Below are 23174 nucleotides of genomic sequence, written 5' to 3'. Positions count from 1 at the left end.
CTCTCTGGCCTCTCGTGCCTCACTTGCCTCACTTGCCGACCACCACCTGGTCGCCGGGGTGCAGTTCGGCGCCGGCGGCCGGGGCGACGGCGACCAGTCCGTCGGCGCTGACCCCGGTGGTGACCGGGACGGTGGTCCGGGTGCCGGTGGCGTCGACCTTGGTGACGGAGGTCAGGCCGGCCGCGTTGGTGGAGATCGCGGCCACCGGGACGGCGGTCACCGGGGCGCCCGCCTTGTCCTTCAGCACGGTGAGCCGGACGTTGCGGCCGTTCAGCGCGGCCGGCAGCGGGGTGCTCGGGGTGATCGCCACCGGGACGTAACCGGGGCCTCCCGCTTGGCCGTTGGGCGCTCCGGCGGCGGGCGCACCGGGCTGTCCGGGGGCCGATGCGCCGCCGCCGGCCGCGGCCGGGCCGCCGAGGGTGATCACCTTGCCGGCCGGGGGTGCGGTGGTCGGGGCGCCGACCTCGGCGACGGTGCCGGTGACGGTGGTTCCGGTGTCCTCGGCCAGGATCTCGACGGCCATGCCCGGCTTGACCCCAGCGGCCTGGCCCGGCGTCAGCTGTCCGGTGACGCTGAGGCCGCCGCTGGTCAGCGAGAGCAGCGGGCCGGTGGCGGGCGAGCCCACCGCGCCGTTGACGGCGGTGACGGTGGCCGGGAGCGTCGGCAGGAACACCGCGTGGGCGGCGGGGACCATCGGGCCGTTCACCGCCCGGGCCTTGGCCAGGGCGGCCTGGTCGGCGGCCAGCTGTTTCCTGGCGGCGGAGATCTGCTGGTCGAGGTCGGGGCCGGGGCCGGCAGCGGGCGGCGGGGCCTCGGTGGGGGCTGTGGTCGGGGCTGTGGTCGGTGCGGGGGCGGTCGGCCGGGTGGCGCCGGACTTCTGCTGGGCGAGGAGCCCGTCCAGCGACTGCCGGTCGGTGTCCACCGCCTTCTGTGCCGCGTCCACCGCCTGCTGGGTGGCCGCGCCGGTGGTCGGCACCGGGTAGCCGAGCCTGCGGTAGAACGCCGTCACCGCCTGCGCCGTCCCCGGGCCGAACACGCCCTTGTCGTCCTCCCCGACCGCGAGGCCCAATCCCCCCAGGGCGTCCTGGAGTTCGGCGACGTCCGGGCCGGTGCCGCCCGGCTTGATGTCCCGGTACGCGGGCACCGGGCCCGGCAGCGCGAACAGCGGCTGCCCGGACACCTCGGCGAGCAACTGCCCGGCGGTGACGGCGTCCCCCGGCTTGACCCCCAGTTTCGACACGAACAGCTGGGTGATGTCGGCCGCGGCCGGGGCGGGCACCACGTTGTACTGGGCCGGCGGGTACACCACCGCCCGCGCCGCCACCGACTTCGTCAGCACCTGGCTGACCACCGGCGCGGTGATCAGACTGTTCGGCGGCGGCGCCGCCTGCGCCGCCCGCTCGGCCGGCGACTTCACCAGGGTCGCCGCCCCCACCCCGCCGACCGCCACCAGCGCGGCGGCCAGCGCCACCCCCGCCAGGGCCCGTCTGCGCCGCGCCGCCCGCGACCGGGTGGCGGCGGGCGGCGGCTCGACGGCCGTTTCGTCGGTTGTGCCCGTTGTGGTCAACACGCTTTTCTCCCCGGGGACTTCACTGTGACGAGTGTTATCACCCGGCTGTCGGGCAGTGGTGTGAAACGGCGGGATTCCCGGTGCCCGTCGGCAGCGCGGCGGGACCCGCCGAGCTCGCCGGCCGGTGCCGAGCTCGCCTGACGAGGGGTCATCCGGCGGATTCACCGGACTGCGGCGCGGCGGCGGGATGACCGTCCGCGACCAGGGCGGATCTCTGGGTGTACGACGTCCGGCGGGGCGTCACTTCACGGTTGTGTCCGTGTTCTGCATCCGTTGCGACGATGCGAGTGCCCTGTCCGTGTACGGGCATATGCTCAAGGTGCGAAGCCGACTCCCCATCCGGCTTCGGCCCTCCCTCGACCCAGGAGCAGTATGTCGACCGCCGCCCGCCAGGCATTCTTCGACCGGACGCACAGCGACGATCTGATCGCGTTCCTCGGCACCTCGCCGTCCCCGTACCACGCGGTCGCGAGCGCCGCCGAGCGGCTGGAGAAGGCGGGCTTTCGGCAGGTCGCCGAGACGGACGCCTGGGACGCCGCGGCCGGGGGTCGCTACCTGATCCGCGGCGGCGCGCTGATCGCCTGGTACCTGCCGGAGGGGGCCGGGCCCGAGACGCCGTTCCGGGTGGTCGGCACGCACACCGACTCGCCGAACCTGCGGGTCAAGCCGCTGCCGGACACCGGCTCGGCGGGCTGGCGCCAGATCGCCGTGGAGATCTACGGCGGGGTGCCGCTGAACACCTGGCTCGACCGCGACCTCGGTCTCTCGGGCCGCCTGGCTCTGAAGGACGGCAGCTGGCGGCTGGTGCAGCTGGACGAGCCGCTGCTGCGGGTGCCGCAGCTGGCGATCCACCTGGACCGTCAGGTCAACGACGGCATGAAGCTCGACAAGCAGCGCCACCTCACCCCGATCTGGGGCCTCGGCCCGGTCGACGAGGGCGCACTGATCTCCTACGTCGCCCAGCGGGCCGGGCTCGACGCCGCCGACGTGGCCGGCTGGGACCTCATGACGCACGACGTCCAGCCCCCCTCCTACCTGGGCCGGGACCGCGAGCTGCTGGCCGGCCCGCGCCTGGACAACCTGCTGTCCGTCCACGCGGCCACCGCCGCGCTCGCCGCCGTCGCCACGGCCGAGGGCGCCGCCCAGCTGCCGTACATCCCGGTGCTGGCCGCCTTCGACCACGAGGAGACCGGCAGCGAGTCCGACACCGGCGCGCAGAGCCCGCTGCTCGGCAACGTCCTCGACCGGACGGTCCACGCGCGCGGCGGCACCCCGGAGGACCGCGCCCGGGCGCTCGCCGGGACGGTCTGTCTCTCCTCGGACATGGGCCACGCCGTCCACCCGAACTACACCGAGCGGCACGAGCCGGGCCACCACCCGATGCCGAACGGCGGGCCGATCCTCAAGGTCAACGTCAACAACCGCTACGCGACCGACGGCATCGGCCGGGCCGTGTTCGCCGCCGCCTGCGAGAAGGCGGGCGTGCCGTGGCAGACCTTCGTCTCCAACAACGCCATGCCCTGCGGCACCACCATCGGCCCGATCACGGCCGCCCGCCTGGGCATCAAGACGGTGGACTGCGGCATTGCGGCGCTGTCCATGCACTCGGCGCGCGAGCTGTGCGGGGCTGAGGACCCGTACCTGCTGGCCAGCGCCATCAAGGCGTTCCTGGAGGGCTGAGCCCCCACGTGCGAGGGGCCCGGCGGAGCGCACTCCGCCGGGCCCCTCGCACGTGTGCCTACTCCATCCCGGCGAGCACCAGGGGGAGGCGGCGGGCGCCGTCGGCGGTCAGCTTCACCGGCACGCCCCAGTCCTGCTGGTGGACGTGGCAGGCCGGGAACTCGATCTCCGGGTCGTCGTCGCAGGAGGCCGCCATCGCGGAGACGTGCAGCACGCCCTCGGCGACCTCGTCCGAGAGCACCAGCTCCCGGGACAGGTCGGAGTCCGCGCCCGCGCCCGAGACCAGCAGCTCCGGCGGGGTCGCGCTGACCAGCAGCCGGGTGGACGGGCCGTACCGCTCGTCCAGCTTCTGGCCGCTCGGCGCCGAGAACACCACGTCCAGCCGGAACGCGCCCGGCGCGACCTCGGTGGCCGCCCGCTGGGTGCGGTGCGCGACCGACTCGACCCGCACCGCCTCCTCGGGCAGCCGCAGCCTGGTCAGCCGGTGCCGGGCCGACTCGACCACCACGATGTCGCCGTCCACCAGCACTGCCCCGGAGGGCTCGCGCAGGTCGGTGGCCAGGGTCGAGACCTCGCCGCTCGCCGGGTCGAAGCGGCGCAGCGCGTGGTTGTAGGTGTCGCTGATCGCCACCGAGCCGTCCGGCAGCACGGTGACGCCCAGCGGGTGCTGGAGGAGGGCCTGCTCGGCCGCGCCGTCGCGGTGGCCGAAGTCGAACAGGCCGGTGCCGACGGCGGTGTGGACGGTCTTCGTTTCACGTGAAACCCAGCGCACGGCCGAGGTCTCGGAGTCGGCCACCCAGAGCCGCTCGCCGTCCGCGGAGACGGCCAGGCCGGACGGCTGGGCGAACCAGGCCTCGGCGGCGGGCCCGTCCACCAGGCCCTCGTTGGTGGTGCCGGCCGCGACGCCGACCGTGCCGGCCGCCGGGTCGTACGCCCACAGCTGGTGCACGCCGGCCATGGCGATCCACACCCGGCCGTCGAACCACGCGACGTCCCACGGGGAGGAGAGGTCCACCTCGCGGGCCGGACCCTCGGTCGCCGAGCCCTGCCACCACTGGCGGCCGGTGCCGGCCAGGGTGGTCACGGTGCCGTCCGACAGCCGCACCCCGCGCAGGGCGTGGTTGACGGTGTCGGCGACCACCACGTCGTAGTCCAGGCCGTGGCCCTCGGGCAGCAGCACCAGGCCCTGCGGCTCGCTGAACCGGGGGTCGGCGCCGTCCACCAGACCGCGCTGCCCGTCGCCGATCCGGCGGACCACCGTCTCGCCGTCCTCGGCCAGCTCCACCAGCGAGTGGTGGCCGGAGTCGGCGACCAGGAAGTGGCCGTTCGGGAGGCGGACCGCCTTGCCGGGGAACTTCAGGTCCCCCGCGGTCGGCTCCGGCGCCACGTACGGGCCGTCGCCGCGGCGCAGCGTGCCCTTCGCGGCGTGCTCCGCCTCCAGCTCCTCCACCAGCCGGGCGATCGCGTGCGCGTGGCCCTCGCCCGCGTGCTGCGCGACCACGTAGCCCTCCGGGTCGATCACCACCAGCGTCGGCCAGGCGCGCACCGCGTACTGCTTCCAGGTGGCCAGCGCCGGATCGTCCAGCACCGGGTGGTGCACCTCGTACCGGGCGACGGCGTCCACCACGGCCTGGTGGTCGGCCTCGTGCACGAACTTGGGGGAGTGCACGCCGACGATCACCACGGTGTCGCGGTGCTTCTCCTCCAGCTCCCGCAGCTCGTCCAGGACGTGCAGGCAGTTGATGCAGCAGAAGGTCCAGAAGTCCAGGACGGTGATCTTGCCCCGGAAGTCGGCGAGGGTGAGGTCCTTGCCGCCGGTGTTCAGCCAACCGCCTGCCCCGACCAGCTCGGGGGCGCGTACACGTGCACGAGATGCCATGCCCGTATCCAACCCCATCGGGTGGCGGGCGCATTCCGGGTGGGGTGGGGGCGGCCGCCGGGGGGTGATCACGGCGGGGGGTGTCTAGCGTGGGAGGTGAGCCGAGGATGCGGAGGCGATGACGATGTCCGTGGTGATGAGCATGCGGTGGCCCGGGATCACGCCCGAGCTGTACGAGGCTGCGCGGGCCGAGGTGGGGTGGGAGGAGCGCGCGCCGGACGGCGGGTACCTGCACGTGGCGTGGTTCGACGCGGACGGGCTGCGGGTGACCGATGTGTGGGCGTCGCCGGAGCACTTCCAGCGGTTCGGGGAAGAGCGGCTGCTGCCGGTGGTGAAGGGCAAGCTGGGCGTCACCAGTGAGCCGGTGGTGACGTTCACGCCGCTGCACCGGCGGTTCGTGGCGCCCGGGATCAGCGGGGCGGCCTCCAGCTGAGCTGCCAGCGGGTCTCGCCGTCCTGGTTCTCGGGGGTGGGGGCGAGGCCGAGGGCCCGGGCGACGGCGGCGGAGGCGTGGTGTTCGGGGTGGATGTGGGCGATCACGGTGCTGACGCCGGCGCCGGTGAGGTGGGCGAGGAGGGCTCGGGCGGCCTCGACGGCCAGGCCGCGGCCCTGCCAGGGGGTGCCGACCACCCAGGCCAGCTCGGTGGCCTCCGGGCCGACGGTGGCCTGGACGTAGCCGACCAGGCGGCCTTCGGCGCGTAGCCGCAGTGCCCAGTTGCCCCAGGCCTCGGCGGGGTCGGGGGAGCCGGCGGCGAGGCGGGCGTAGCGGGTGCGCAGTGCGTCGGCGGTGGCCGGGGCGCCGCCGGTGAAGGCGTGCAGCGCCGGGTCGGCGAGGGCGGCGGCCATCTCCTCGGCGTGTTCGGGCCCGAGCGGGAGGAGGTCCAGGCGGTCGCTGCGCAGCGGGGTGGTGGTGTCGGGTCGCATGGCGGTATTGAAGCGGGTGTGTGGCGGTGCTTCCCGGCGGGTGGGGGGATCCGGTCGAATGGGGCCGCACGTCAACGGACGTCGGGACGTCGACACGGAGGAGAACGCTGTGGTGCGGTACATGGTGCGGGAGAAGCTGTTCGCGGTCGGCGACGACTACTGGATCGAGGACGACCGGGGGGAGAAGGCCTACCTGGTCGACGGCAAGGTGCTGCGGCTGCGGCACACCTTCGAGCTGAAGGACGCGCACGGCCGGGTCGTCGCGGTGGTGCGGGAGAAGATGCTCACCGTCCGGGACGCGATGCGGATCGAGGACGCCGACGGCGAGGAGCTGGCGACCGTCCGGGAGAAGCTGTTCACCCCGTTCCGCGACAAGTACCGGGTGGAGCTGGCCTCCGGCGGCGAGCTGAAGATCACCGGGAACCTGATCGACAAGGACTACCGGATCGAGGACGAGCACGGCGACGAGCTCGCCCGGATCTCCCGCAAGTGGTTCCGGATCCGCGACACCTACGGCGTGGAGATCGCCGACGGCGCGGAGCCCGGCCTGCTGCTCGCGATCGCCGCCTGCGTCGACCACCTCGCGGAGGAGGAGGACTGAGCCGTCCCGGGTTTCCGGCTACCCGGCCCGCGGCTCACCCGGGTGGGGTATCTTTTGCCAGCCCTTGACCGGGGAGGTCGGGGATCGGCGAGCGGACCGGGAGCTGGAACCCATGAACGACATCCTGCACGGGCTCGGCGCGGCGGCGGCCTACGGCGCCGTCGGCGTGGTGCTGCTGCTCCTCGGCGTCGGTCTGGTGGACCTGCTGACGCCCGGGAAGCTGGGCCACCAGATCTGGATCGAACGCAACCGCAACGCCGCCGTCCTGCTCAGCTCCGCGCTGCTCGGCATCGGCGGCATCGTCTTCACCGCGATCATGTACACCTACGAGGACTTCGCCAAGGGCCTGGTCTCGACGGCGTGTTACGGCGTGCTCGGGCTGGTGCTGATGACCGTCGCGTTCTGGGCGGTGGACCTGCTGACGCCCGGGAAGCTGGGCGCGATCCTGGTCGAGCCGGAGCCGCACCCGGCGGTCTGGGTGTCCGCCAGCTGCAACATCGCGGTGGCGGCGGTGGTGTCGGCCGCGATCGCCTGAGGGCTCGGTGATCCCCGGCACCAGCCGGCGCAGCTCGCCGAACCGGCAGTCCGGGTGCTCGTCCAGGGCCCAGAGGATCAGCACCTTCCACTTGCCGCCGATGACGTCCATCGCGGCGTCGATCCCGCAGACGTACGCCCCCGGCCTCGGCACGGTCGCCATGCCCACCCCTCCTCGCCCCGTTCTTCCGGTTGATGGAGCGACGGCTGGAGATCGGCAGCGGCGAGGAGGACTTGACCGGGGTCGTCGACCTGCTGCGGGGGTGAGGCCCGGCCGGTAACGTACCGGCATGGCTGACCTTGAAGAACGCGCCAATGTCGTCGCGTCCGGTTCACGGCGGGCCGGGTCCGGGGTGTCCGTACGACGGCGCCGCCCCGCCGACCTCGCCGACTGTGTCCGGGTGCTCGGCGACGTCCACCGCACCGACGGCTACCCCGCCGACTGGCCCGACCGGCCCGCCGCCTGGCTGACCCCCGGCGGCCTGCTCGCCGCCTGGATCGCCTCGGCGGCCGAACCCGACGGCTCGGAGGGTGGACTGGCCGGGCACGTCGGGCTCGCGCGCAGCGCCCCCGGGGACGTCGCCCCCGGCCTGTGGAGCACCCGCACCGGCGGCCGGCCGGAGCTCACCGCCGTGATCGGCCGGCTCTACGTCGCCCCGGCGGCGCGCGGCCACCGGATCGGCGCCCGGCTGATGGCGAGCGCCGTGGCGCACGCGCGGGCGCTCGGGCTGCACCCCGTCCTCGACGTCCTGGCCGCCGACACCCCGGCAGTGGCCTTCTACCGCCGCCTCGGATGGACCTGGCTCGGCAGCGGCGACCAGCTGTGGCCCGCCGGCCGCACCGTCGTCGTGCACTCCTTCGCCGCCCCACGGGAGTAGCCGCCCCGGCAGGTCTCGAGGGCCGGGAGGAAGCGGCGGACCGGCGCCAACGTGGTTTCGAGGAGCCCGCGTCGGCGTCGGCCGCTCGGTCACCCGCGCTCCCACGGGTCGATGTCGCCGACCCGGTCCTCGTCGCCGTAGCCGTCGGAGTCGGCGCGTTCTGCCCCCTGCGCTGGAGCGCCTCGACGGGGTCTGCGGGTCAGCGGGCCGGGCGGTCGGGGGTGGGGCGGCGGCGGAGGGCGGGGGTGGTGAGGGACGGGGGCTGCCAGACGCCGTCGGGGTGGTAGACGTTGGTGCCGGGCGGGACGATCGCGTCGATGCGGTCGAGGGCGGCGTCGTCGAGGACGAGGTCGGCGCCCTTCAGGGCGGCCTCCAGCTGGTCGAGGGTGCGCGGGCCGATGATCACCGAGGTGACGGCGGGGTGGGCCAGCGGGAAGGCCAGGGCCAGTTCGGGGAGGGTGCGGCCGAGGTCATCGGCGAGGGCGGTGAACGCCTCGACCGCCTCCAGCTTGGCGGTCGTGGTGGGCAGTGCCGGGTCGAAGCGGGCCGGGTGCAGGGCGGCCCGGCCGGTGCCGAGGTCGAACGGACGGTCCTTGCGGTACCGGCCGGTGAGGAAGCCGGAGGCCAGCGGGGACCAGGTCAGCGCGCCCATGCCGAGCCGCTGGACCACCGGCAGCACATGGGCCTCCACCCCGCGCGCGAGCAGCGAGTACGGCGGCTGTTCGGTGCGCAGACGCGGCAGGGCGCGGCGCTCGGCCACGTGGTGCGCCTCGACGAGCTGATCGGCGGGGAAGGTGGAGCTGCCGAAGGCGAGGATCTTGCCGGCCCGGACGAGGTCGCCGAGGACGGCCAGGGTCTCCTCGATGTCGGTGGTGTGGTCCGGCCGGTGCACCTGGTAGAGGTCGATCCGGTCGGTGCGCAGCCGCCGCAGGCTGTCCTCGACGGCCCGGGTGATCCACCGCCGGGAGTTGCCGCTGCGGTTGCGGCCCTCGCCCATCGGGAAGTGCACCTTGGTGGCGAGCACGACGTCGTCCCGGTCGCCGCGGGCGGCCAGCGCCTTGCCGACGATCTCCTCGGACTCGCCGGCCGAGTACATGTCGGCGGTGTCCACGAAGTTGATCCCCCGGTCGAGGGCGGTGTGGATGATCCGGGCGCAGTCGTCGTGGTCGGGGTTGCCGATCGCGCCGAACATCATGGTGCCCAGGCAGTAGGCGCTCACCTCGATGCCGGTGCCGCCGAGGACGCGGTAGCGCATGGTGGGGTCTCCCTGAGGGGTGGGTGAAGGGCGGCTCCGAGGTTAGGAGTTGGAGTGCACTCCAACGCAAGGTCGGTGGGATCCCTCGGGCGGGGGAGCGGGTTCGTCTCGGAGGCGGAGGCCGGGGTCCCGCCGGGCGGGCGAGCCTGGGGCCATGGCGAACAGCGGGTCGGTGAAGAGCAGGTGGGTACGGGGTCGTTGGGCACTGGGTCGTTGGGCACAGGGTCGTTGGGTGGCGAGCGGCCGGGCGGTGGCCGGGTGGGGCGTCGGGTACGGCGGGTTCGGGCTGGGGTGCGCGCTGAGCGGGACGGCGCTGTTCGGCGCCTCCTGGCTGGGCTGGGTGGTCGCCGGCGTGGGTGTGGCGGCGGCGTCGGCCGGGGTGGCGGTGGCCCGGCGGGGACGGACACCGGCGCTGCGCCGGGTGCTGTGGGCGCTGTGCGGGCTGGCCGGGGCGGCGGCCTTCAGCCTGCTGATGGACGTGGTGCAGCTGGCGTTCGGGGGCGGGGTGGACAGCGTCCCGGACACGGCGCACCGGGCGCTGGCGGCCACCGGCGCCCTGCTGCTGGCCGCGACCGCGCGGGTCGGCCGCCGGGACACCGGGTGGTCGGTGGCGCCTTCGGCGGCCCCGGCGGTCGTCCAACTCGCGGCTTGGGCCGGGACGTTGGCCTTCCTTCCGTACATCGTGATGAAGCTGGTCTGGGCCTTCGGCGGCACCTTCGCCGAGATCGACGGGGCCGAGATGCGGGCCTCGGACGAGCGCAACGGGGCCTCCGGGCTCTGGCTGACCCTGAAGGACTGGGGGATCGACGGCACCGCGCTGCTGGCGGCGCTCGGGGTGTTCCTGCTCTGGGGGCTGGTCCGGCCGTGGGGGCAGGTCTTCCCGCGCTGGACGCTGCCGCTGCGCGGCCGCCGTGTCCCGCGCTGGCTGCCGCTGACCCCCGCGCTGCTGGGCGCGGCCACGCTGGCGCCGTACGGGGTGCTCGGGACCGGCTACCTGCTGCTCTGCACGACGGGGGTGACCACGATCCGGCAGGGCGAACTCCCCAGCCCGGAGAGTGCCTTGCAGGTGGCCTGGGTGGGGATGGGCGCGTTCTCGGTGTACGGGGTGGCGCTGGCGGTGGCCGCCCGGTCGTACTGGCGGCGGACCGGCGGGTGATCGGCTGTGCGGGTGAGCGGCTTTTGCTGAGACGGCAAGAAGGCTTGCCGGTGTGGTGGGGGTGGTCGCAGCCTGGCGACGGAGGCTATCGCCCTGACGACAAGGATGAAGACATGTCCGACCAACGGCACCGGCACGGCCACGACCATGGGCACGGCCATCAGCACGGCCAGGTTCCCGCCGCCGACTTCGACTGGGACGCCCTCGCCCACCACCTGGAACGGGAGGCCGAACTGCGCGCCCCCGCCGTGACCGAGGCCGCGCGGTGGCTGCGGTCGCTGACCGGGGACGGCGGTGCCGTCCGGCGGGTGCTCGACGTGGGCAGCGGGCCCGGGGTGATCGCCGGGCTGCTCGCGGACGCCTTCCCGGCCGCCGAGGTGGTCGCCGTCGATCAGTCGGCCGCCCTGCTGGAGCGCGCCCGGGCCCGCTCCGGTGGCCGGCTGAGCGTCCAACAGGCCGACCTGCCCGAGGACTTCGGGAAGCTCGGCGAGGCCGACCTGATCTGGTCCGGCAATGCGATCCACCACCTCGGCGACCAGCAGGCCGCGTTGACCGCACTCGCCGGCACGCTCCGGCCCGGCGGTCTGCTGGCCGTCGCCGAACGCGGGCTGCCGCTGCGGTACCTGCCGCGGGACTTCGGGCTCGGCCGGCCCGGCTTCCAGGCCCGGATCGACGCGGCGCACGAGGACGGCTTCGCCACCATGCGGGCCGAACTCCCGGGCGCCACCGAGGAGGTGGAGGACTGGCAGGCCATGCTCACCCGGGCCGGACTCACCCCCTGCGGCACCCGGACCTTCCTGGTCGACCACCCGGCCCCGCTCGCCCGCCCCGCCCGCGAGCACCTGCACGCTCAGCTCACCCGGCTGCGCGGGCAACTCGCCGACCACCTCGATGCCGGGGACCGCGCCACCCTGGACGCCCTGCTGGACGAGCACGCCACCACCGGCGTCCTGCACCGCCCGGACGCGTTCTACCTCTCGGCGATGACGGTCCACACGGCCCGGGTGGTGTGAACGCGGGGCGCGAGGGGCCGTCGGCCGAGGCGGTGAAGGCGGGCCCCGGGCGTGCGCCCGGGCGGTGGCGTCCCGACGGCCGTAGTAGAGCGGGGCCATGGCGTCGAGGTCGACGGTCCCCGCGAAGGCGGCGCGGACGGCCTCCCACGCGGCCGGGAACCACTCCTCGCCGCCGCAGCCCCGGGCGGTCGCGGCGGCCCGGTACTGCTCCTCGGTGGCGGCCGTGCCGAACGCCCGCCGGGCGGGGTGGTTCAGGCGCCGGCCGCCAGCTTGAGGGTGACCGCTCCGGCGATGATCGCGGCGAAGGAGAGCAGCTTGGGGAGGGTGAGCCGCTCCCGGTAGAAGACCGCGCCGAAGACGACCGTGCCGATCGAGCCGAGCCCGGTCCAGATGGTGTAGCCGACGCCGACGTCGAGGGTGCGCAGCGCCTGGCTGAGGCTGTAGACGCCCGCGGCGGCGACGAGCAGGGTGAAGACGGACGGCCAGAGCTTGGTGAAGCCCTTGGTGGCGTTGGTGCCGAGGGCGAAGGCGATCTCGAAGACGACGGCGATCGCGAGGTAGGTCCAGGCCATGACGGGTGCTGCTCCTGTTCTCCGGTGGGGGGCGATCAGTGCGCGGGCTGCGGGCCGGGGCGGTCGGCGAGCTTGAGGCCGAGGACGCCGCCGATGATCAGGACGAAGGCGACGACCTTGCCGGCGTTGAGCGACTCGTGGAACAGCACCGTGCCGAGGGCGACCGTGCCGACCGAGCCGATGCCGGTCCAGACGGTGTAGCCGACGCCGACGTCGAGGGTGCGCAGGGCGAGGCTGAGGAAGAAGATCCCGCCGGCGGCGGCCGCCGCCGCGAGCAGGGACGGGCCGAGGACGGTGAAGCCGTGGGTCGCGTTGGTGGCGAGGGCGAAGACGACCTCGAAGACGGAGGCGATGAGCAGGTGGATCCAGGCCATCGGAGGAGACTCCCGGGGATCGAGACGGGGATCGGAACGGGGTTCGGTCGGACATGTTGTTGCATGTATGTGCAAGCTCTTCGACTGGCAAGAGCATGCATGCACAAGTAACGTTGTGTCAATCCGTTCACAGGAGGCACCATGACCGACCCGCAGCCCGCCGACGGCGCCGCCGACGCCCGGATGTGGAGCCGGCTGAACGCCCTGCACGCCCAGGTCGAGAGCCGGCTGGCCACCGCCCTGCAACGCCGGCACGGGCTGGGCCTGTCCGAGTACCGCGCGCTCGGCTTCCTCGCCGAGGCCGCCAGGGGCGAGCTGCGGATGCAGGACCTCGCCTCCGGCCTCGGGCTCAACCAGAGCTCGGTCACCCGGCTGGTCGCCCGGCTCAACGAGGCCGGGTACACCTACCGGGACCTCTGTCCGGACGACCGGCGCGGGGTCTACACGGTGATCACCGAGGAGGGCCGGACCAGGCGGCGCGAGGCCCGTGCCACGTACGAGGAGACGCTGACCGCCGCCCTGGAGGAGGCCGCCGGGGCCACCCCGGCGCTCGGCGCGCTGATCGCCGGCGCCCGCCGCAGCCTCGGCTGACGGCCCAGCCGGCCCCACCGGCTGAGCCGCGCCTGGGGGTACCGTCGCCGTATGGCAGCAACCGAACAGCGCCTCGTCGTGGTCACCACCACCCACGAGGGCGAGGAGCAGGCCCGCGCCCTGGCGTCCGCCGCCGTGGGCGAACGGCTGGCCGCGTGCGCCCAGGTGTACCCCGTCCGTTCCGTCTACTGGTGGGACGGCGCGGTGCAGGACGCCGAGGAGTGGCGGATCGACCTCAAGACCAGGGCCGAACTCGCCGACCGGCTGGGCGCGTTCATCGTCGCCCGGCACGACTACCAGACGCCCGAGGTGATCGCCGTCCCGGTGGTGGCGGCCGGCTCCGGCTACCTGGCCTGGGTGGTCGAGGAGACCGGAGCGGCCGACGGCGCCGCCACCGAGGAGAACTAGGTCAGGGCGCGACCTCCAGGAAGGCCAGCACCGCCAGCACCCGGCGGTGGTCCTCCTCGGAGGGCGGCAGGTCGAGCTTGAGGAAGATGTTGGCGGTGTGCTTCTTGATCGCCCGCTCGGTGATCACCATCCGCTCGGCGATCGCCGCGTTGGAGCGGCCCTCGGCCATCAGCTCCAGCACCTCGCGCTCACGGGGCGTCAGGCGGTCCAGCGGCTTGGTGCGTTCGGTGTTGCTGACCAGCATGGCGATGACCTGCGGGTCCAGCGCGGTGCCGCCGGCGGCCACCCGGTGGACCGTCGCCACGAACTCGTCGGGGTCGAAGACCCGGTCCTTCAGCAGGTAGCCGATCGCCCCGCTGCCGTCGGCCAACAGCTCCTTGGCGTAGAGCTGTTCGACGTACTGGGAGAGCACCAGGACCGGCAGTCCGGGGATCTGCCGGCGGGCCTCCAGAGCCGCCTGAAGGCCCTCGTCGGTGAACGTCGGGGGCAGTCGTACGTCGACGACGGCCACGTCCGGGCGTTCGGTGAGGAGGGCCTTCAGGAGGTCCGGTCCGGTGTCCACGGCGGCGACGACCTCGAAGTCGTACGCCTCCAGCATCCGGATCAGACCATCCCTCAGGAGGAAGAGGTCCTCGGCGAGTACAACTCGCACGGCAGCTCCATCGTCAGGGTCGTGGGGCCGCCGAGCGGGCTGCGGACGGCCAGGACTCCGTCGAAGGTAGCAAGCCGGCGCTCCAGGCCGCGCAGGCCGGTGCCGCGCGAGGGGTCGGCGCCGCCGGTGCCGTCGTCCGTCACCTGGGCCTTCAGCTTGCCGTTCTCGTACCAGAGTTGCACGTCGACGTGGGTGGCGCCGGAGTGCTTGGCGGCGTTGGTCAGGGCCTCCGAGACGCCGAAGTAGAGGGCGGACTCGACGGGTGCCTCGGGGCGGCCGGGCAGGTCGGCGGTGACGGTCACGTTGAGCGGGCTGTCCATGCCCAGGGCCCGGACGGCGTCGGCGAGTCCACGGTCGGCCAGCACCGGCGGGTGGATGCCGCGGACCAGGTCGCGCAGCTCGTTGAGGGCCGAGGCGGAGGCCTGGCGGGTCTCGGCGAGCAGCTGCTTGGCGGCCTCCGGGTCGCGCTCGACCAGCCGCTCGGCGACGCCCAGGTTCATGCCCATCGCGACCAGCCGGGCCTGCGCGCCGTCGTGCAGGTCGCGCTCGATCCGGCGCAGCTCGGCGGCCTGGGTGGTGAGCGCGTCGCGCCGGGTCTCGGTGAGGTGCTGGACCTTGCGCTCGGCGGCCAGCGCCTCGGCCCGGGCGGTCGGGCCCAGCAGCGACTTGGCGAGCGCGGTGTGGGCGCGCAGCGCGCCGGGGGCCAGCGCCAGGCCGGCCAGCATGGTCGGCACGGCGAGCAGGGCGGCGGTGCGGGCGCTGTCGGCGTCGGTGACGTGGATCATCAGGTACCAGGTGTTGCCGCCGCCCGAGGCGATCGGCTCCCAGAGCCACGGCAGCAGCAGGCCGAAGACGCCCCAGGCGACCAGCGCCAGCGGGAGCACGGCCAGGGTGAAGCCGACGATCGGGTCGACGGTCAGCCAGAGCAGGTCCCGCCAGGTGGCCGGGTCGCCCAGCATCCGCTGGCAGCGCTGCCAGGCGCCCTTGAAGCCCGTCGCGGTCTCCTCCGGCAGCGGCAGGTAGGGCTCGCGGATCTCGGTGCCGGACCAGCGGGCGGCCAGCCGGCGGCGCAGGTTGGCCAGGCCGCGGACGGCCAGCAGGGTGGGCGGGACCAGCAGCACGCCGACCCCGAGACCCAGCAGGCACGCGGTGACCGTGGCCGCCGTGAGGAGCAGGAGCTGCGGCACCGCGAGCGCCGCCAGGGCCGGTCCGCGCAGGGCCGAGCGGACCGCGTGCCCGAGCCACCCGAGCGGGCCCCGGCCGCCGGTGCGGCCCCTGGTGCTGTCGATGTTCTGCACAGTGTTCACAACTCCCGTGGTGATGCTGCTGGTCATGACCGCTCGGCCCCTTCCGTGACGGCCTCGCGGCCGGTATGCCTACCCGTTGTTCTGCGACGACACCCAGACTGCCGCGCGTTCGTGCCGCGATCACTGGGCCCTGGACCCCTGTTGGTGGTACCTGGGTACACCCCCCGATCGACGCCCAAAGGCCCTGTGCCGGCCCGGGGCGTCCGGCCTACCGTTTGGAGTGTCGGGAAGCGCCCCGCCGAGGAACCGGCGGCCTTCCACAATTCCCTTGCCCCGAACGGGAGTTCACCATGAGCAACCGCACCTCCGAACGTCGTCCGCTGGTCCGTCGCCCGCTGGTCCGCCTGGTGCTGGTGCTGGCCGCGATCGGCCTCTTCCTGTACGGTCTCACGCCGGCCCGCGCCGAGGCCGCGACCGCGGGTGCGAACGCCGCTCCGGGGGCCGTCGCGGCGGCCGCCGCCACCCCGCCCGATCCACACGACCCGGGCCAGGTGCAGGAGTTGCTCGACAAGCTCGTCCCGCAGCTGCTGGCCGACCATCAGATCCCCGGCGCCGCCGTGACGGTGGTGGCCGGCGGCCGTGAGGTGTACCGCGGCGGCTACGGAGTCTCGGACGTGAAGACCCGCAAGCCGGTCGACCCGGCGAGGACCGCGTTCTTCATGGGCTCCGACGCCAAGGTCTTCACCGCGATCGCCGTCCTCCAGCAGGTCCGGGCCGGGAAGCTGGAGCTCGGGGCGGACGTCAACCGCTACCTCTCCACCTTCAAGATCCGGGACAGCTACCCCGGCCACCCGGTCACCGTGGAGAACCTGCTGACCCACACCGGCGGCTTCGACGACAGCTTCATGGGCCTCGCCGTCGCCGACCCGCAGCACGTCGAGACGCTCGGCGCCTCGCTCGCCGCCCACCAGCCCGACCGGGTGCGCGCCCCGGGCACCGCCGCCGCGTACGACAACTACGGTGTGGCGCTCGCCGGTTACCTGGTCGAGACGGTCTCCGGACAGCCCTTCGACCAGTATCTCGCCCAGCACGTCATGCAGCCGCTCGGGATGGACCGCACCAGCTTCGCCCAGCCGCACCCGGCCGCCGTCGACGCCGAACTCGCCCACGGCTACCGCCCCGACGGCAGCGGCCAGACCGAGACCAAGGGCCTCTACGGCCCGTGGACCCCGACCGGCGCCGCCGCCGTCACCACCGTCGGCGACATGGCCCGGCTGCTGCTCGCCCAGCTCCAGAACGGCAGCGTCGACGGCAAGCAGATCCTCGACCCGACCGGCACCGCGCAGCTGCTCGACCGCCACTTCGGCCCCGACCCGCGCCTGCCCGGCATGGCCTACCTGCTCGAACAGCGCAACCGCAACGGCCAGCAGCTGCTGGTCAAGGACGGCGACGTGCCCGGCTTCCACAGCAACCTGGCCCTGCTGCCGCAGCGCGGCGTCGGCCTCTACGTGACCTTCAACGGCGACGGCCTCGACGCCACCGGCGGCTGGGCCACCCAGCAGGTCCTGAACGCCTTCGTCGACCACTTCTACCCCGCCCCGGCCACCGCCGCCCCGACCGCGCCGAGCACCGCCCCGACCGCGCTCACCACCGGCCTCGGCAAGTACACCGGCGACTACCGCTCCACCCGGTTCAGCCACTCCAACCTCACCAAGGCCGCCGCGCTGATGGGCTCGGTGCACGTCACGGCGGCCGACGGCCGGCTGACCATCAGCGGCCCGGTCAGCCGCGACCCGCAGGTGACCGAGACGCACTGGACGCAGATCCAGCCCGGCCTGTTCCAGGAGGTCGGCGGGACGGCCCAGGTCGCCTTCCAGACCGACCGGGACGGCGACGTGGTCGCCCTGCTGACCGACAGCGACCCGACCATCGCCTACCAGCCGCTGGCCTGGTACCAGGCGCCCGGCCTGCACCAGAAGCTCGCCCTCGGCAGCCTGGCCGTGCTGGCGCTCACCGTGCTCGGCTGGATGATCGGCGCGGTGCTGCGGCGGCTCCGCCACAAGGGCCCGGCCGGCCACCCGGTGGTGCGGCTGCTCGGCTGGTGCACCGGCGCGCTGCTGGTCGCCGCGACCGCCTGCTTCGCGCTGCTGACCGCGGACTCCAACGCGCTCAACCAGACCCTCTTCCTCGGCGACTCGCCGCTGCTGACGGTGGTCCCGGCGCTGACCGCGGTCGCCCTGCTGCTCACCCTCGCGATGGTGGTCTGCGCGGTCCGCGCCTGGCAGAAGCGCTGGTGGGGGGTGTTCGGCCGACTGCACTACACCGGCCTGACGCTGGCCTCGCTGCTCTTCCTGGTGCTGGCCGGGGCGTACAACCTGATCGGGACGTACCACGTGACGAGCTCCCTGGACCTGATCGGCTGACGGGGGTGCGGAACGGCGGAGCGGGCGCAGGGCCCGGGGCGATCGCCCCGGGCCCTGCGGCGTGTCGGGGGAGCGGGGGTGCCGGGGCCGGGCGGCGGTGGGTGCGGGGGAGGCCTTGCGGGCAGCGGCGGGGGTGGGCGTGGTCATGCGACGACCTGCCAGGAGCGGCTGGGGGCCGCGGGCCGGCGGGAGAGGTCGTACCAGCTGACCGTGCGGCGGAGGGGCTGCGCCGGGGCCGGGGCGCCGGCTGCGGCTCTGGCCGCGGCGGCGCGGCGGAGGACCAGGACGGTCAGGGCGGCGATCTCCTCGGGGGTGAGGTCCTCCCGGTCGGTGCGGAACAGGACGGGAGCGGGTGCAGCGGCAGCGGTGGTGTCGGTCATCGGGTCCTCCCGGTGGGTGCGGGCGTGGGTGCGGGCGTGGGGTGGGGGCGGCGTGGGTGCGGCGGACGGGCCGGGCCGTGAACCCCGACGGCCCCGACGCGGGGGCGTCGGGGCCGTCGGGGTGGGGTGGTGCGGTGGTGCGGTGGCGCGGCTGTGGGTCAGGCACGCTTGACCAGCATCAGCCGGTGCATCGGGGTGTCCAGGAGGGCGACGCGCCGCAGGCCGGCGTCGGCGAGCCACTGGTCGTAGTCGTGGACGGTGAAGGCGTCGCCGCCGCCGGTGGCCAGCATGGAGGCCGCGAAGAGCCTGAAGAAACGGTTCTGCGTGGAGCCGTCGCCGCCCTCCTCGTCGACGATGTGGTCGGCGATCGCGATCACGCCGTCCTCGGTCAGCGCCTTGGCCGAGCGCAGCAACAGCTCCCGGGCCGACTCGGGGGTCTGGAGGTGGAAGATGTTGACGAAGAGCGCCAGGTCGACGCCGGTGCCCCAGTCGTCCGCCCAGAAGTCGGCGATCTCCGGGCGGAAGCGCTCGGCCACGCCGAGCCGGTCCGCCTGCGCGGTGGCGATCGGGACGATCCGCTCGGCGTCCAGGCCGCGGGCGGTCAGGCCGCTGAACTCCTGGAGCAGCAGCTGGCTGTAGATGCCGGTGCCGCAGCCGATGTCGAGCAGGGTGCGGCCGGCGCCGTCGCCCCAGCCCTGCTCGCGCAGCGCGCGGGCCAGGGTGGCGGTGATCGGCGGGGCCCAGAAGTTGATCCCGCGGACCAGCGAGGTGTAGTCCTCCTCGGAGATCTGGTTGAGCTGCTGCGAGCCCTCGGCATTCCGGTCGCCGCCGCGGACGGCGGTGCCGAGGTTGCGCCAGGCGTTCCAGGCGACGTTGCGGTCGTGCCGGATCTTCCCGACCAGGCTGTAGAGGCCTTCCGGGGCGAAGACGTCGTGCATCTCCGGCGGCAGGGTGTAGACCGCCTGGCCGTCCGCGGCGCGGCTGCGCTCGACCACGTCGTAGGCGGCGAGGCCGTCCAGCAGCACCCGGGTGGCCCGCAGGTCGGTGCCGAGCAGGGTGGACAGCTCGCCGGCGGTGGCCGGGGCGCTGATCAGCGCGGTGAAGGCGCCGAGGTCGTGGGCGGCCTCGATGACGCCGGTGGCCCAGATGCCGATCAGGTGCTCGTACATCCGGTGTGCGGCGTTGACGCCGTTGCCACGGCCGGGCAGCAGCTCGGTGTCGACCAGCGGGGTGTGGTTGTCGAAGGTGCGGACGGCAGGGATGGTCATGACGTTGTCTCCTCGTGGGTAAGGGAACTGGCGGCGCGTCTGGAACGCTGGGCGGGGCCGGCGGGGGTCACAGCACGATGCCGCCGTCGATCTGGAGGACGGAGCCGGTCAGGTAGCCGGACTGCGGGCCGGCCAGGAAGGCGACCGAGTCGGCGACCTCCTCGGCGGTGCCGAACCGGCCGAGCGGGATGTGCTTGAGCGCGTCGCCGCGCTGGTCCTCGGTCAGCACCGCGGTCATGTCGGTCTCGATCATGCCGGGGGCGACCGCGTTCACCCGGACCCCGTAGCGGCCGACCTCCTTGGCCAGCGCGCGGGTCAGCGCGATGATGCCGGCCTTGGAGGCCGCGTAGTTGCTCTGCCCCGGGTTGCCGTAGACGCCGGAGACCGAGGAGAGCGTGATGATCGAGCCGGACCTGCGCTTGACCATCGGGAAGGCCACCGCGCGGCAGAGGTTGGCGGTGCCGGTCAGGTTGGTGTCGGTGACCTGCTGCCAGTCCTGGTCGGACATCAGCAGCAGCGGCTTGTCCCGGGTGATGCCGGCGCTGGCCACCGCGACGGTGACCGGGCCGAGCTCCTGCTCGGTGCGGGTCACCCAGGCCCGGACGGCGGCGGCGTCGGTGACGTCCACGCGCTCGGCCAGCGAGGCGACACCGAGGTCGTCGAGCTCCTTGGTGAGCAGCTCGGCGGCCTGCTGGTCGGACTGGTAGCAGAAGCTCACCGGGTGGCCCTCGGCCGCCAGGCGCAGCGCCGCGGCCCGTCCGATGCCCCGCGAGCCGCCGCTGATCAGCACGACGCCGGGGGTGGTCGGGGCGCTCATCGGGCACCGCCGGTCAGTCGCAGGACGGCGCAGGCGGCGAGCCCGTGTTCGTCCAGGGAGGTGATCACGGCGAGCCGGCCGGCCGCGGACGGGTCGCCCTCGGCCAGGGCCAGGGCGGTGGTCAGCGAGAAGACCGTGGCGGCCGAGGCGGTGTCGCCGACCAGGTCGGCGGCGGTGATCCGGCTCAGTGCCTCGGCGCCGACGACGGCGGCGAGGGCTGCCCGGGCCCGCCGCCCGTCCGGTCCGGTCACCCCGCTGACGTCCGCCGCCCAGACCTCTGCGGCCTCGGCCCCGGCCTGGCCGAGGGCCTCGCGGACCACGGCGGTCAGGGTGGCCGCCGGGTCGTCCTCGACGTCCAGCCGGACGTCCAGGGCGAGCAGTTCGGCCAGCACCCGGCGGCCGGGCGGGAGGGTGCGGGCGGTCTCCAGCAGCAGGACCGCGCCGCCCTCGCCCGGGACGGTGTCCGGGGTGTCGCCGGCCAGCCAGGTGCGGGTGGGCGAGTGCTCCTCCACCGCGCCCACCAGGGCCCGTTCGGCGCGGCCGGCGGCCAGCAGGCGGCGGGCGTAGCCGAGGGCGAGCAGGCCGCCGGCCGGGCCGCCGGCCAGCGTGGTGTTGGGCCCCCGGAGGTCGAAGCGGATGGCGGTGGCCGCGGCCGGGCCGTTCATCAGCACGTTCGGCATCAGCTGGGCGGGCACGTCGTACGGCTTGTCGCCCTCGAACGAGGCCCGGCTGAACTCGGCGGCGCTGTGCGCGCTGCCGAGCGTGGTGCCGAGGACCAGCGCGGTGCCGGTGCCGGTGGGGACGGGGCACTGGTCGGCCTCGGCCTCGCCGAGCAGTTCGCGGACGGCGGTGACGGCCAGGCCGGTGGCCCGGTCGAAGGTCCGGGTGCCGGCCTTGCCGAGCACCGTGCGGACCTCGAAGTCGGGGACCAGCCGGACCGGTCGGCCGTCGGCCGGGGCCGGCCGGGCCCCGCCGGCCCCGGCCGCGAACGCGTCGCGACCGATGCCGAACGGGGAGACGGCGGACCAGGCGGTGATCAGCGGACGGTCCCGGTGGATCTCGGTACGGCTCATGCGCCGGGCTCCTTCCCGTGTGCGGGGACCCCGTGGGCCGGGGCCGGGTGGGCTTCGTGCCGCCCGAGGACGACGGAGGCGTTGTTGCCGCCGAAGGCCAGGCCGTTGTTGACCACCACGCGCAGGTCCGCCGGGACGGAGTGGTTGGGCACGCAGTCGATCTGGCACTCGGGGTCGGTGGCACGGTGGTTGACGGTGGGCGGGACGAAGCCGTGGGCCAGCGCGAGCGCGGAGGCGGCCGCGCCGAGCGCACTGGCCGCGCCCATCGAGTGGCCGAGCATCGCCTTCAGGGCGACGGTGCGCGGCGGGGTGTCGCCGAAGACCTCGCGGATCGCCCGGGTCTCGGTGATGTCGTTGGTGCGGGTGCCGGTGCCGTGCGCGGAGACCAGGTCCACCTCGTCCGCCTTGACCCCGGCGTCGGAGAGCGCCAGCTCCATGCAGCGGGTGACGCTCGCCTGGTCGGGCGCGGTCGGGTGGTGGGCGTCGCAGTTGAGCCCGTAGCCGAGCAGTTCGGCGTAGATCCGGGCGCCCCGGCGCTCGGCGGACTCCAGCGTCTCCAGGACCAGCACGCCGGCCCCCTCGGCGGTGAGCAGCCCCTCGCGCTCGCTGTCGAACGGACGGCAGCGGTCGGGGGCGACCAGCCCGAGCCGGCTGAAGCCGGCGAAGGTGCGGCGGCAGATCGCGTCCGCGCCGCCGACGACGGCGAAGTCCGCCTCGCCGGTGCGGACGGCGTCGAAGCCGTCGCCGATCGCGTAGTTGCCCGCCGCGCAGGCGGTGCCGAGCACGGCCGGGGTCACCCGGGGCAGCCGCAGCTCCCGGGCGATCGCCAGGGCCAGCTGGTGGGCCGGCAGTCGGCCGGCGACCACCCGGTCCGCCGGGTGCTCCGGCCCCCGGGCCACCGACTCGGCCATCAGACCGTCCAGTTCGCCGGCCTCGCCGTCGGTGGTGCCGACGGCGACGTGGGCGCGCAGCGCGGCGAGCTCCTGCTCGTCGAGGCCGGCGTCCCGGACGGCCATCCGGGCCGCGGCGATCGCGAACCGGGTGGCCCGGCCGAGCTCCTCGACCGGCAGCCGGTGGATCCACTGCTCCGGCTCGAAGCCGGCCACCTCGTGGCCGAAGGTCCGGGGGAAGCCGGTGGTGTCGAAGCCGGTGATCGGGCCGGCGCCGCAGCGCCCCTCGCGCAGGGCCGAGGTGAACTCCTCGACCCCGTTGCCGATGCTCGACAGGACGCCGATGCCGGTCACCACCACGCGGTGCGGCCGCGCGGCCGCCGGGTCGGGGGTGCGGGCGCTCATCGCGCGGTGGCCCGGGACAGGACGTCCAGCACGGCCTCCAGGTTGACCATGTTGGACAGCTCCTCCTGCGCGATGGTGACGCTGAACTCCTTCTCCAGCCGCGCGAGGACCTCGATGGCGTTCAGCGAGTCGGCGCCGTAGTGGTCGATGAACAGGTCGGTCAGGGTCAGCTCGTCCACTTCGAGGTCGAGGCAGTCGGCGACGATCTCGCGGACCTTGGCCTGGTCGATGGCGACGGTGCTCATGGGGTACTCCTGGTGGTCTGGGACGGTGTGTGCGGTGTTGGTGTGCGGACGGGGCCGGGCTGGTCAGGCGGCGGCGTCGATCAGGCTCTGCGGGCGCAGGTCGGTCCAGGTGCGCTCGATGTGGTCCAGCGCCTCCTGCCGGCCGCACTCGCCCTTGACGGTCCGCCAGCCCGCCGGGATCTCGGCGAAGGCGGGCCAGAGGCTGTGCTGGTTCTCGTGGTTGGCCAGGACGAGGAAGACGCCCTGCTCGTCGTCGAAGGGGTTGCTCATGTGAGTCCAAGGTCCTCTCGGAATTCCTGGGGAATTCGTCGGAATTGTTCGTGCGATGGGCGCAGGAATC

25 protein-coding genes and 1 pseudogene are annotated in these 23174 nt (G+C 74.2%); 10 read left to right on the top strand and 16 right to left on the bottom strand.

Annotated elements, in window-relative coordinates; translation table 11 throughout:
• Window positions 1–28: 28 nt before the first annotated feature.
• Window positions 29–1570: a peptidoglycan-binding domain-containing protein gene (locus ABTY15_RS05940; RefSeq protein ID WP_350576694.1), complete on the bottom strand. Its 1542-nt coding sequence runs from the start codon at window positions 1568–1570 to the stop codon at window positions 29–31.
• Window positions 1571–1942: 372 nt separating this feature from the next.
• Here ABTY15_RS05940 and ABTY15_RS05935 point away from each other — a divergent pair, with 372 nt between their 5' ends.
• Entirely contained in the window at window positions 1943–3250 is a 1308-nt protein-coding gene (locus ABTY15_RS05935; protein ID WP_350576692.1) for a M18 family aminopeptidase, read from the top strand.
• A gap of 58 nt (window positions 3251–3308) precedes the next feature.
• On the opposite strand, the gene ABTY15_RS05930 is transcribed toward ABTY15_RS05935, so the two are convergent.
• The gene (locus ABTY15_RS05930) at window positions 3309–5129 is read right to left on the bottom strand and encodes an NHL domain-containing thioredoxin family protein (protein ID WP_350576690.1); all 1821 of its coding nucleotides are present in this window, start codon (window positions 5127–5129) and stop codon (window positions 3309–3311) included.
• Window positions 5130–5247: 118 nt separating this feature from the next.
• On the opposite strand from ABTY15_RS05930, the gene ABTY15_RS05925 reads away from it, so the two are divergent.
• Window positions 5248–5562 (top strand): hypothetical protein, encoded by a 315-nt coding sequence (locus ABTY15_RS05925; protein WP_350576687.1) that lies wholly within the window; start codon window positions 5248–5250, stop codon window positions 5560–5562.
• Here the strand turns inward: ABTY15_RS05925 and ABTY15_RS05920 are convergent.
• Window positions 5540–6052: a GNAT family N-acetyltransferase gene (locus tag ABTY15_RS05920; RefSeq protein ID WP_350576685.1), complete on the bottom strand. Its 513-nt coding sequence runs from the start codon at window positions 6050–6052 to the stop codon at window positions 5540–5542. The two genes, ABTY15_RS05925 and ABTY15_RS05920, sit on opposite strands and share 23 nt — an antisense overlap.
• A 112-nt stretch (window positions 6053–6164) precedes the next feature.
• On the opposite strand from ABTY15_RS05920, the gene ABTY15_RS05915 reads away from it, so the two are divergent.
• Window positions 6165–6653 carry an LURP-one-related/scramblase family protein gene (locus tag ABTY15_RS05915; RefSeq protein ID WP_350576738.1) on the top strand — a complete coding sequence of 163 codons (489 nt, stop codon included), beginning with the start codon at window positions 6165–6167 and terminating at the stop codon, window positions 6651–6653.
• 112 nt (window positions 6654–6765) lie between these two features.
• A complete protein-coding gene (locus tag ABTY15_RS05910) occupies window positions 6766–7188 on the top strand; it encodes a DUF350 domain-containing protein (protein WP_350576679.1) in 423 nt (140 codons plus the stop codon).
• Between the two features lie 3 nt (window positions 7189–7191).
• Here the strand turns inward: ABTY15_RS05910 and ABTY15_RS05905 are convergent.
• Window positions 7192–7350 (bottom strand): annotated as a pseudogene (locus ABTY15_RS05905) (winged helix-turn-helix transcriptional regulator); the annotation flags it as partial.
• A gap of 127 nt (window positions 7351–7477) precedes the next feature.
• On the opposite strand from ABTY15_RS05905, the gene ABTY15_RS05895 reads away from it, so the two are divergent.
• Entirely contained in the window at window positions 7478–8065 is a 588-nt protein-coding gene (locus ABTY15_RS05895; protein ID WP_350576677.1) for a GNAT family N-acetyltransferase, read from the top strand.
• Between the two features lie 199 nt (window positions 8066–8264).
• Here ABTY15_RS05895 and ABTY15_RS05890 read toward each other — a convergent pair whose 3' ends face one another.
• Entirely contained in the window at window positions 8265–9320 is a 1056-nt protein-coding gene (locus tag ABTY15_RS05890) for an aldo/keto reductase (protein WP_350576674.1), read from the bottom strand.
• A gap of 232 nt (window positions 9321–9552) precedes the next feature.
• On the opposite strand from ABTY15_RS05890, the gene ABTY15_RS05885 reads away from it, so the two are divergent.
• Both ABTY15_RS05885 and ABTY15_RS05880 read left to right on the top strand, forming a co-directional pair.
• Entirely contained in the window at window positions 9553–10476 is a 924-nt protein-coding gene (locus tag ABTY15_RS05885; protein ID WP_350576671.1) for a hypothetical protein, read from the top strand.
• Between the two features lie 113 nt (window positions 10477–10589).
• Window positions 10590–11489 carry a class I SAM-dependent methyltransferase gene (locus ABTY15_RS05880; protein ID WP_350576669.1) on the top strand — a complete coding sequence of 300 codons (900 nt, stop codon included), beginning with the start codon at window positions 10590–10592 and terminating at the stop codon, window positions 11487–11489.
• 251 nt (window positions 11490–11740) lie between these two features.
• On the opposite strand, the gene ABTY15_RS05875 is transcribed toward ABTY15_RS05880, so the two are convergent.
• The gene (locus ABTY15_RS05875; RefSeq protein WP_350576667.1) at window positions 11741–12061 is read right to left on the bottom strand and encodes a DMT family transporter; all 321 of its coding nucleotides are present in this window, start codon (window positions 12059–12061) and stop codon (window positions 11741–11743) included.
• Window positions 12062–12096: 35 nt separating this feature from the next.
• Window positions 12097–12435, bottom strand: coding sequence for a DMT family transporter (locus ABTY15_RS05870; protein ID WP_350576664.1), 339 nt, complete (start codon window positions 12433–12435; stop codon window positions 12097–12099).
• 141 nt (window positions 12436–12576) lie between these two features.
• Here ABTY15_RS05870 and ABTY15_RS05865 point away from each other — a divergent pair, with 141 nt between their 5' ends.
• Both ABTY15_RS05865 and cutA read left to right on the top strand, forming a co-directional pair.
• Window positions 12577–13026 (top strand): MarR family winged helix-turn-helix transcriptional regulator, encoded by a 450-nt coding sequence (locus ABTY15_RS05865; RefSeq protein ID WP_350576662.1) that lies wholly within the window; start codon window positions 12577–12579, stop codon window positions 13024–13026.
• Between the two features lie 51 nt (window positions 13027–13077).
• Entirely contained in the window at window positions 13078–13434 is a 357-nt protein-coding gene (gene cutA / locus ABTY15_RS05860) for a divalent-cation tolerance protein CutA (RefSeq protein ID WP_350576660.1), read from the top strand.
• Between the two features lies 1 nt (window position 13435).
• Here the strand turns inward: cutA and ABTY15_RS05855 are convergent, their stop codons facing one another.
• Both ABTY15_RS05855 and ABTY15_RS05850 read right to left on the bottom strand, forming a co-directional pair.
• Window positions 13436–14086: a LuxR C-terminal-related transcriptional regulator gene (locus tag ABTY15_RS05855; protein WP_350576657.1), complete on the bottom strand. Its 651-nt coding sequence runs from the start codon at window positions 14084–14086 to the stop codon at window positions 13436–13438.
• Window positions 14050–15420 (bottom strand): sensor histidine kinase, encoded by a 1371-nt coding sequence (locus ABTY15_RS05850; protein ID WP_350576655.1) that lies wholly within the window; start codon window positions 15418–15420, stop codon window positions 14050–14052. Before ABTY15_RS05850 ends, ABTY15_RS05855 begins: the two co-directional genes overlap by 37 nt.
• A gap of 263 nt (window positions 15421–15683) precedes the next feature.
• On the opposite strand from ABTY15_RS05850, the gene ABTY15_RS05845 reads away from it, so the two are divergent.
• Window positions 15684–17756, top strand: coding sequence for a serine hydrolase domain-containing protein (locus tag ABTY15_RS05845; protein ID WP_350576653.1), 2073 nt, complete (start codon window positions 15684–15686; stop codon window positions 17754–17756).
• Window positions 17757–17899: 143 nt separating this feature from the next.
• On the opposite strand, the gene ABTY15_RS05840 is transcribed toward ABTY15_RS05845, so the two are convergent.
• From ABTY15_RS05840 to ABTY15_RS05810, 7 genes are all read right to left on the bottom strand, one after another.
• A complete protein-coding gene (locus ABTY15_RS05840) occupies window positions 17900–18136 on the bottom strand; it encodes an acyl-CoA carboxylase epsilon subunit (protein ID WP_350576651.1) in 237 nt (78 codons plus the stop codon).
• 158 nt (window positions 18137–18294) lie between these two features.
• Window positions 18295–19404 (bottom strand): class I SAM-dependent methyltransferase, encoded by a 1110-nt coding sequence (locus tag ABTY15_RS05835; RefSeq protein WP_350576648.1) that lies wholly within the window; start codon window positions 19402–19404, stop codon window positions 18295–18297.
• 67 nt (window positions 19405–19471) lie between these two features.
• Window positions 19472–20221, bottom strand: a complete 750-nt coding sequence (gene fabG, locus ABTY15_RS05830; RefSeq protein WP_350576646.1) for a 3-oxoacyl-ACP reductase FabG — start codon at window positions 20219–20221, stop codon at window positions 19472–19474.
• A complete protein-coding gene (locus ABTY15_RS05825; RefSeq protein WP_350576643.1) occupies window positions 20218–21294 on the bottom strand; it encodes a beta-ketoacyl synthase N-terminal-like domain-containing protein in 1077 nt (358 codons plus the stop codon). The genes fabG and ABTY15_RS05825 overlap by 4 nt, the downstream gene beginning before the upstream one ends.
• On the bottom strand, window positions 21291–22589 hold the full coding sequence (locus ABTY15_RS05820; protein ID WP_350576641.1) for a beta-ketoacyl-[acyl-carrier-protein] synthase family protein: 1299 nt from the start codon (window positions 22587–22589) through the stop codon (window positions 21291–21293). The genes ABTY15_RS05825 and ABTY15_RS05820 overlap by 4 nt, the downstream gene beginning before the upstream one ends.
• Entirely contained in the window at window positions 22586–22834 is a 249-nt protein-coding gene (locus tag ABTY15_RS05815) for an acyl carrier protein (RefSeq protein WP_350576638.1), read from the bottom strand. Before ABTY15_RS05815 ends, ABTY15_RS05820 begins: the two co-directional genes overlap by 4 nt.
• A gap of 63 nt (window positions 22835–22897) precedes the next feature.
• Complete coding sequence (locus tag ABTY15_RS05810) at window positions 22898–23104, bottom strand: MbtH family protein (RefSeq protein WP_350576635.1); 207 nt, start codon at window positions 23102–23104, stop codon at window positions 22898–22900.
• Window positions 23105–23174: the final 70 nt, after the last annotated feature.

The sequence above is a fragment of the Kitasatospora sp. NPDC097643 genome (assembly GCF_040302625.1).
Classification (GTDB): Bacteria; Actinomycetota; Actinomycetes; order Streptomycetales; family Streptomycetaceae; genus Kitasatospora.
This window is presented reverse-complemented; position numbering and strand designations above follow the sequence as displayed.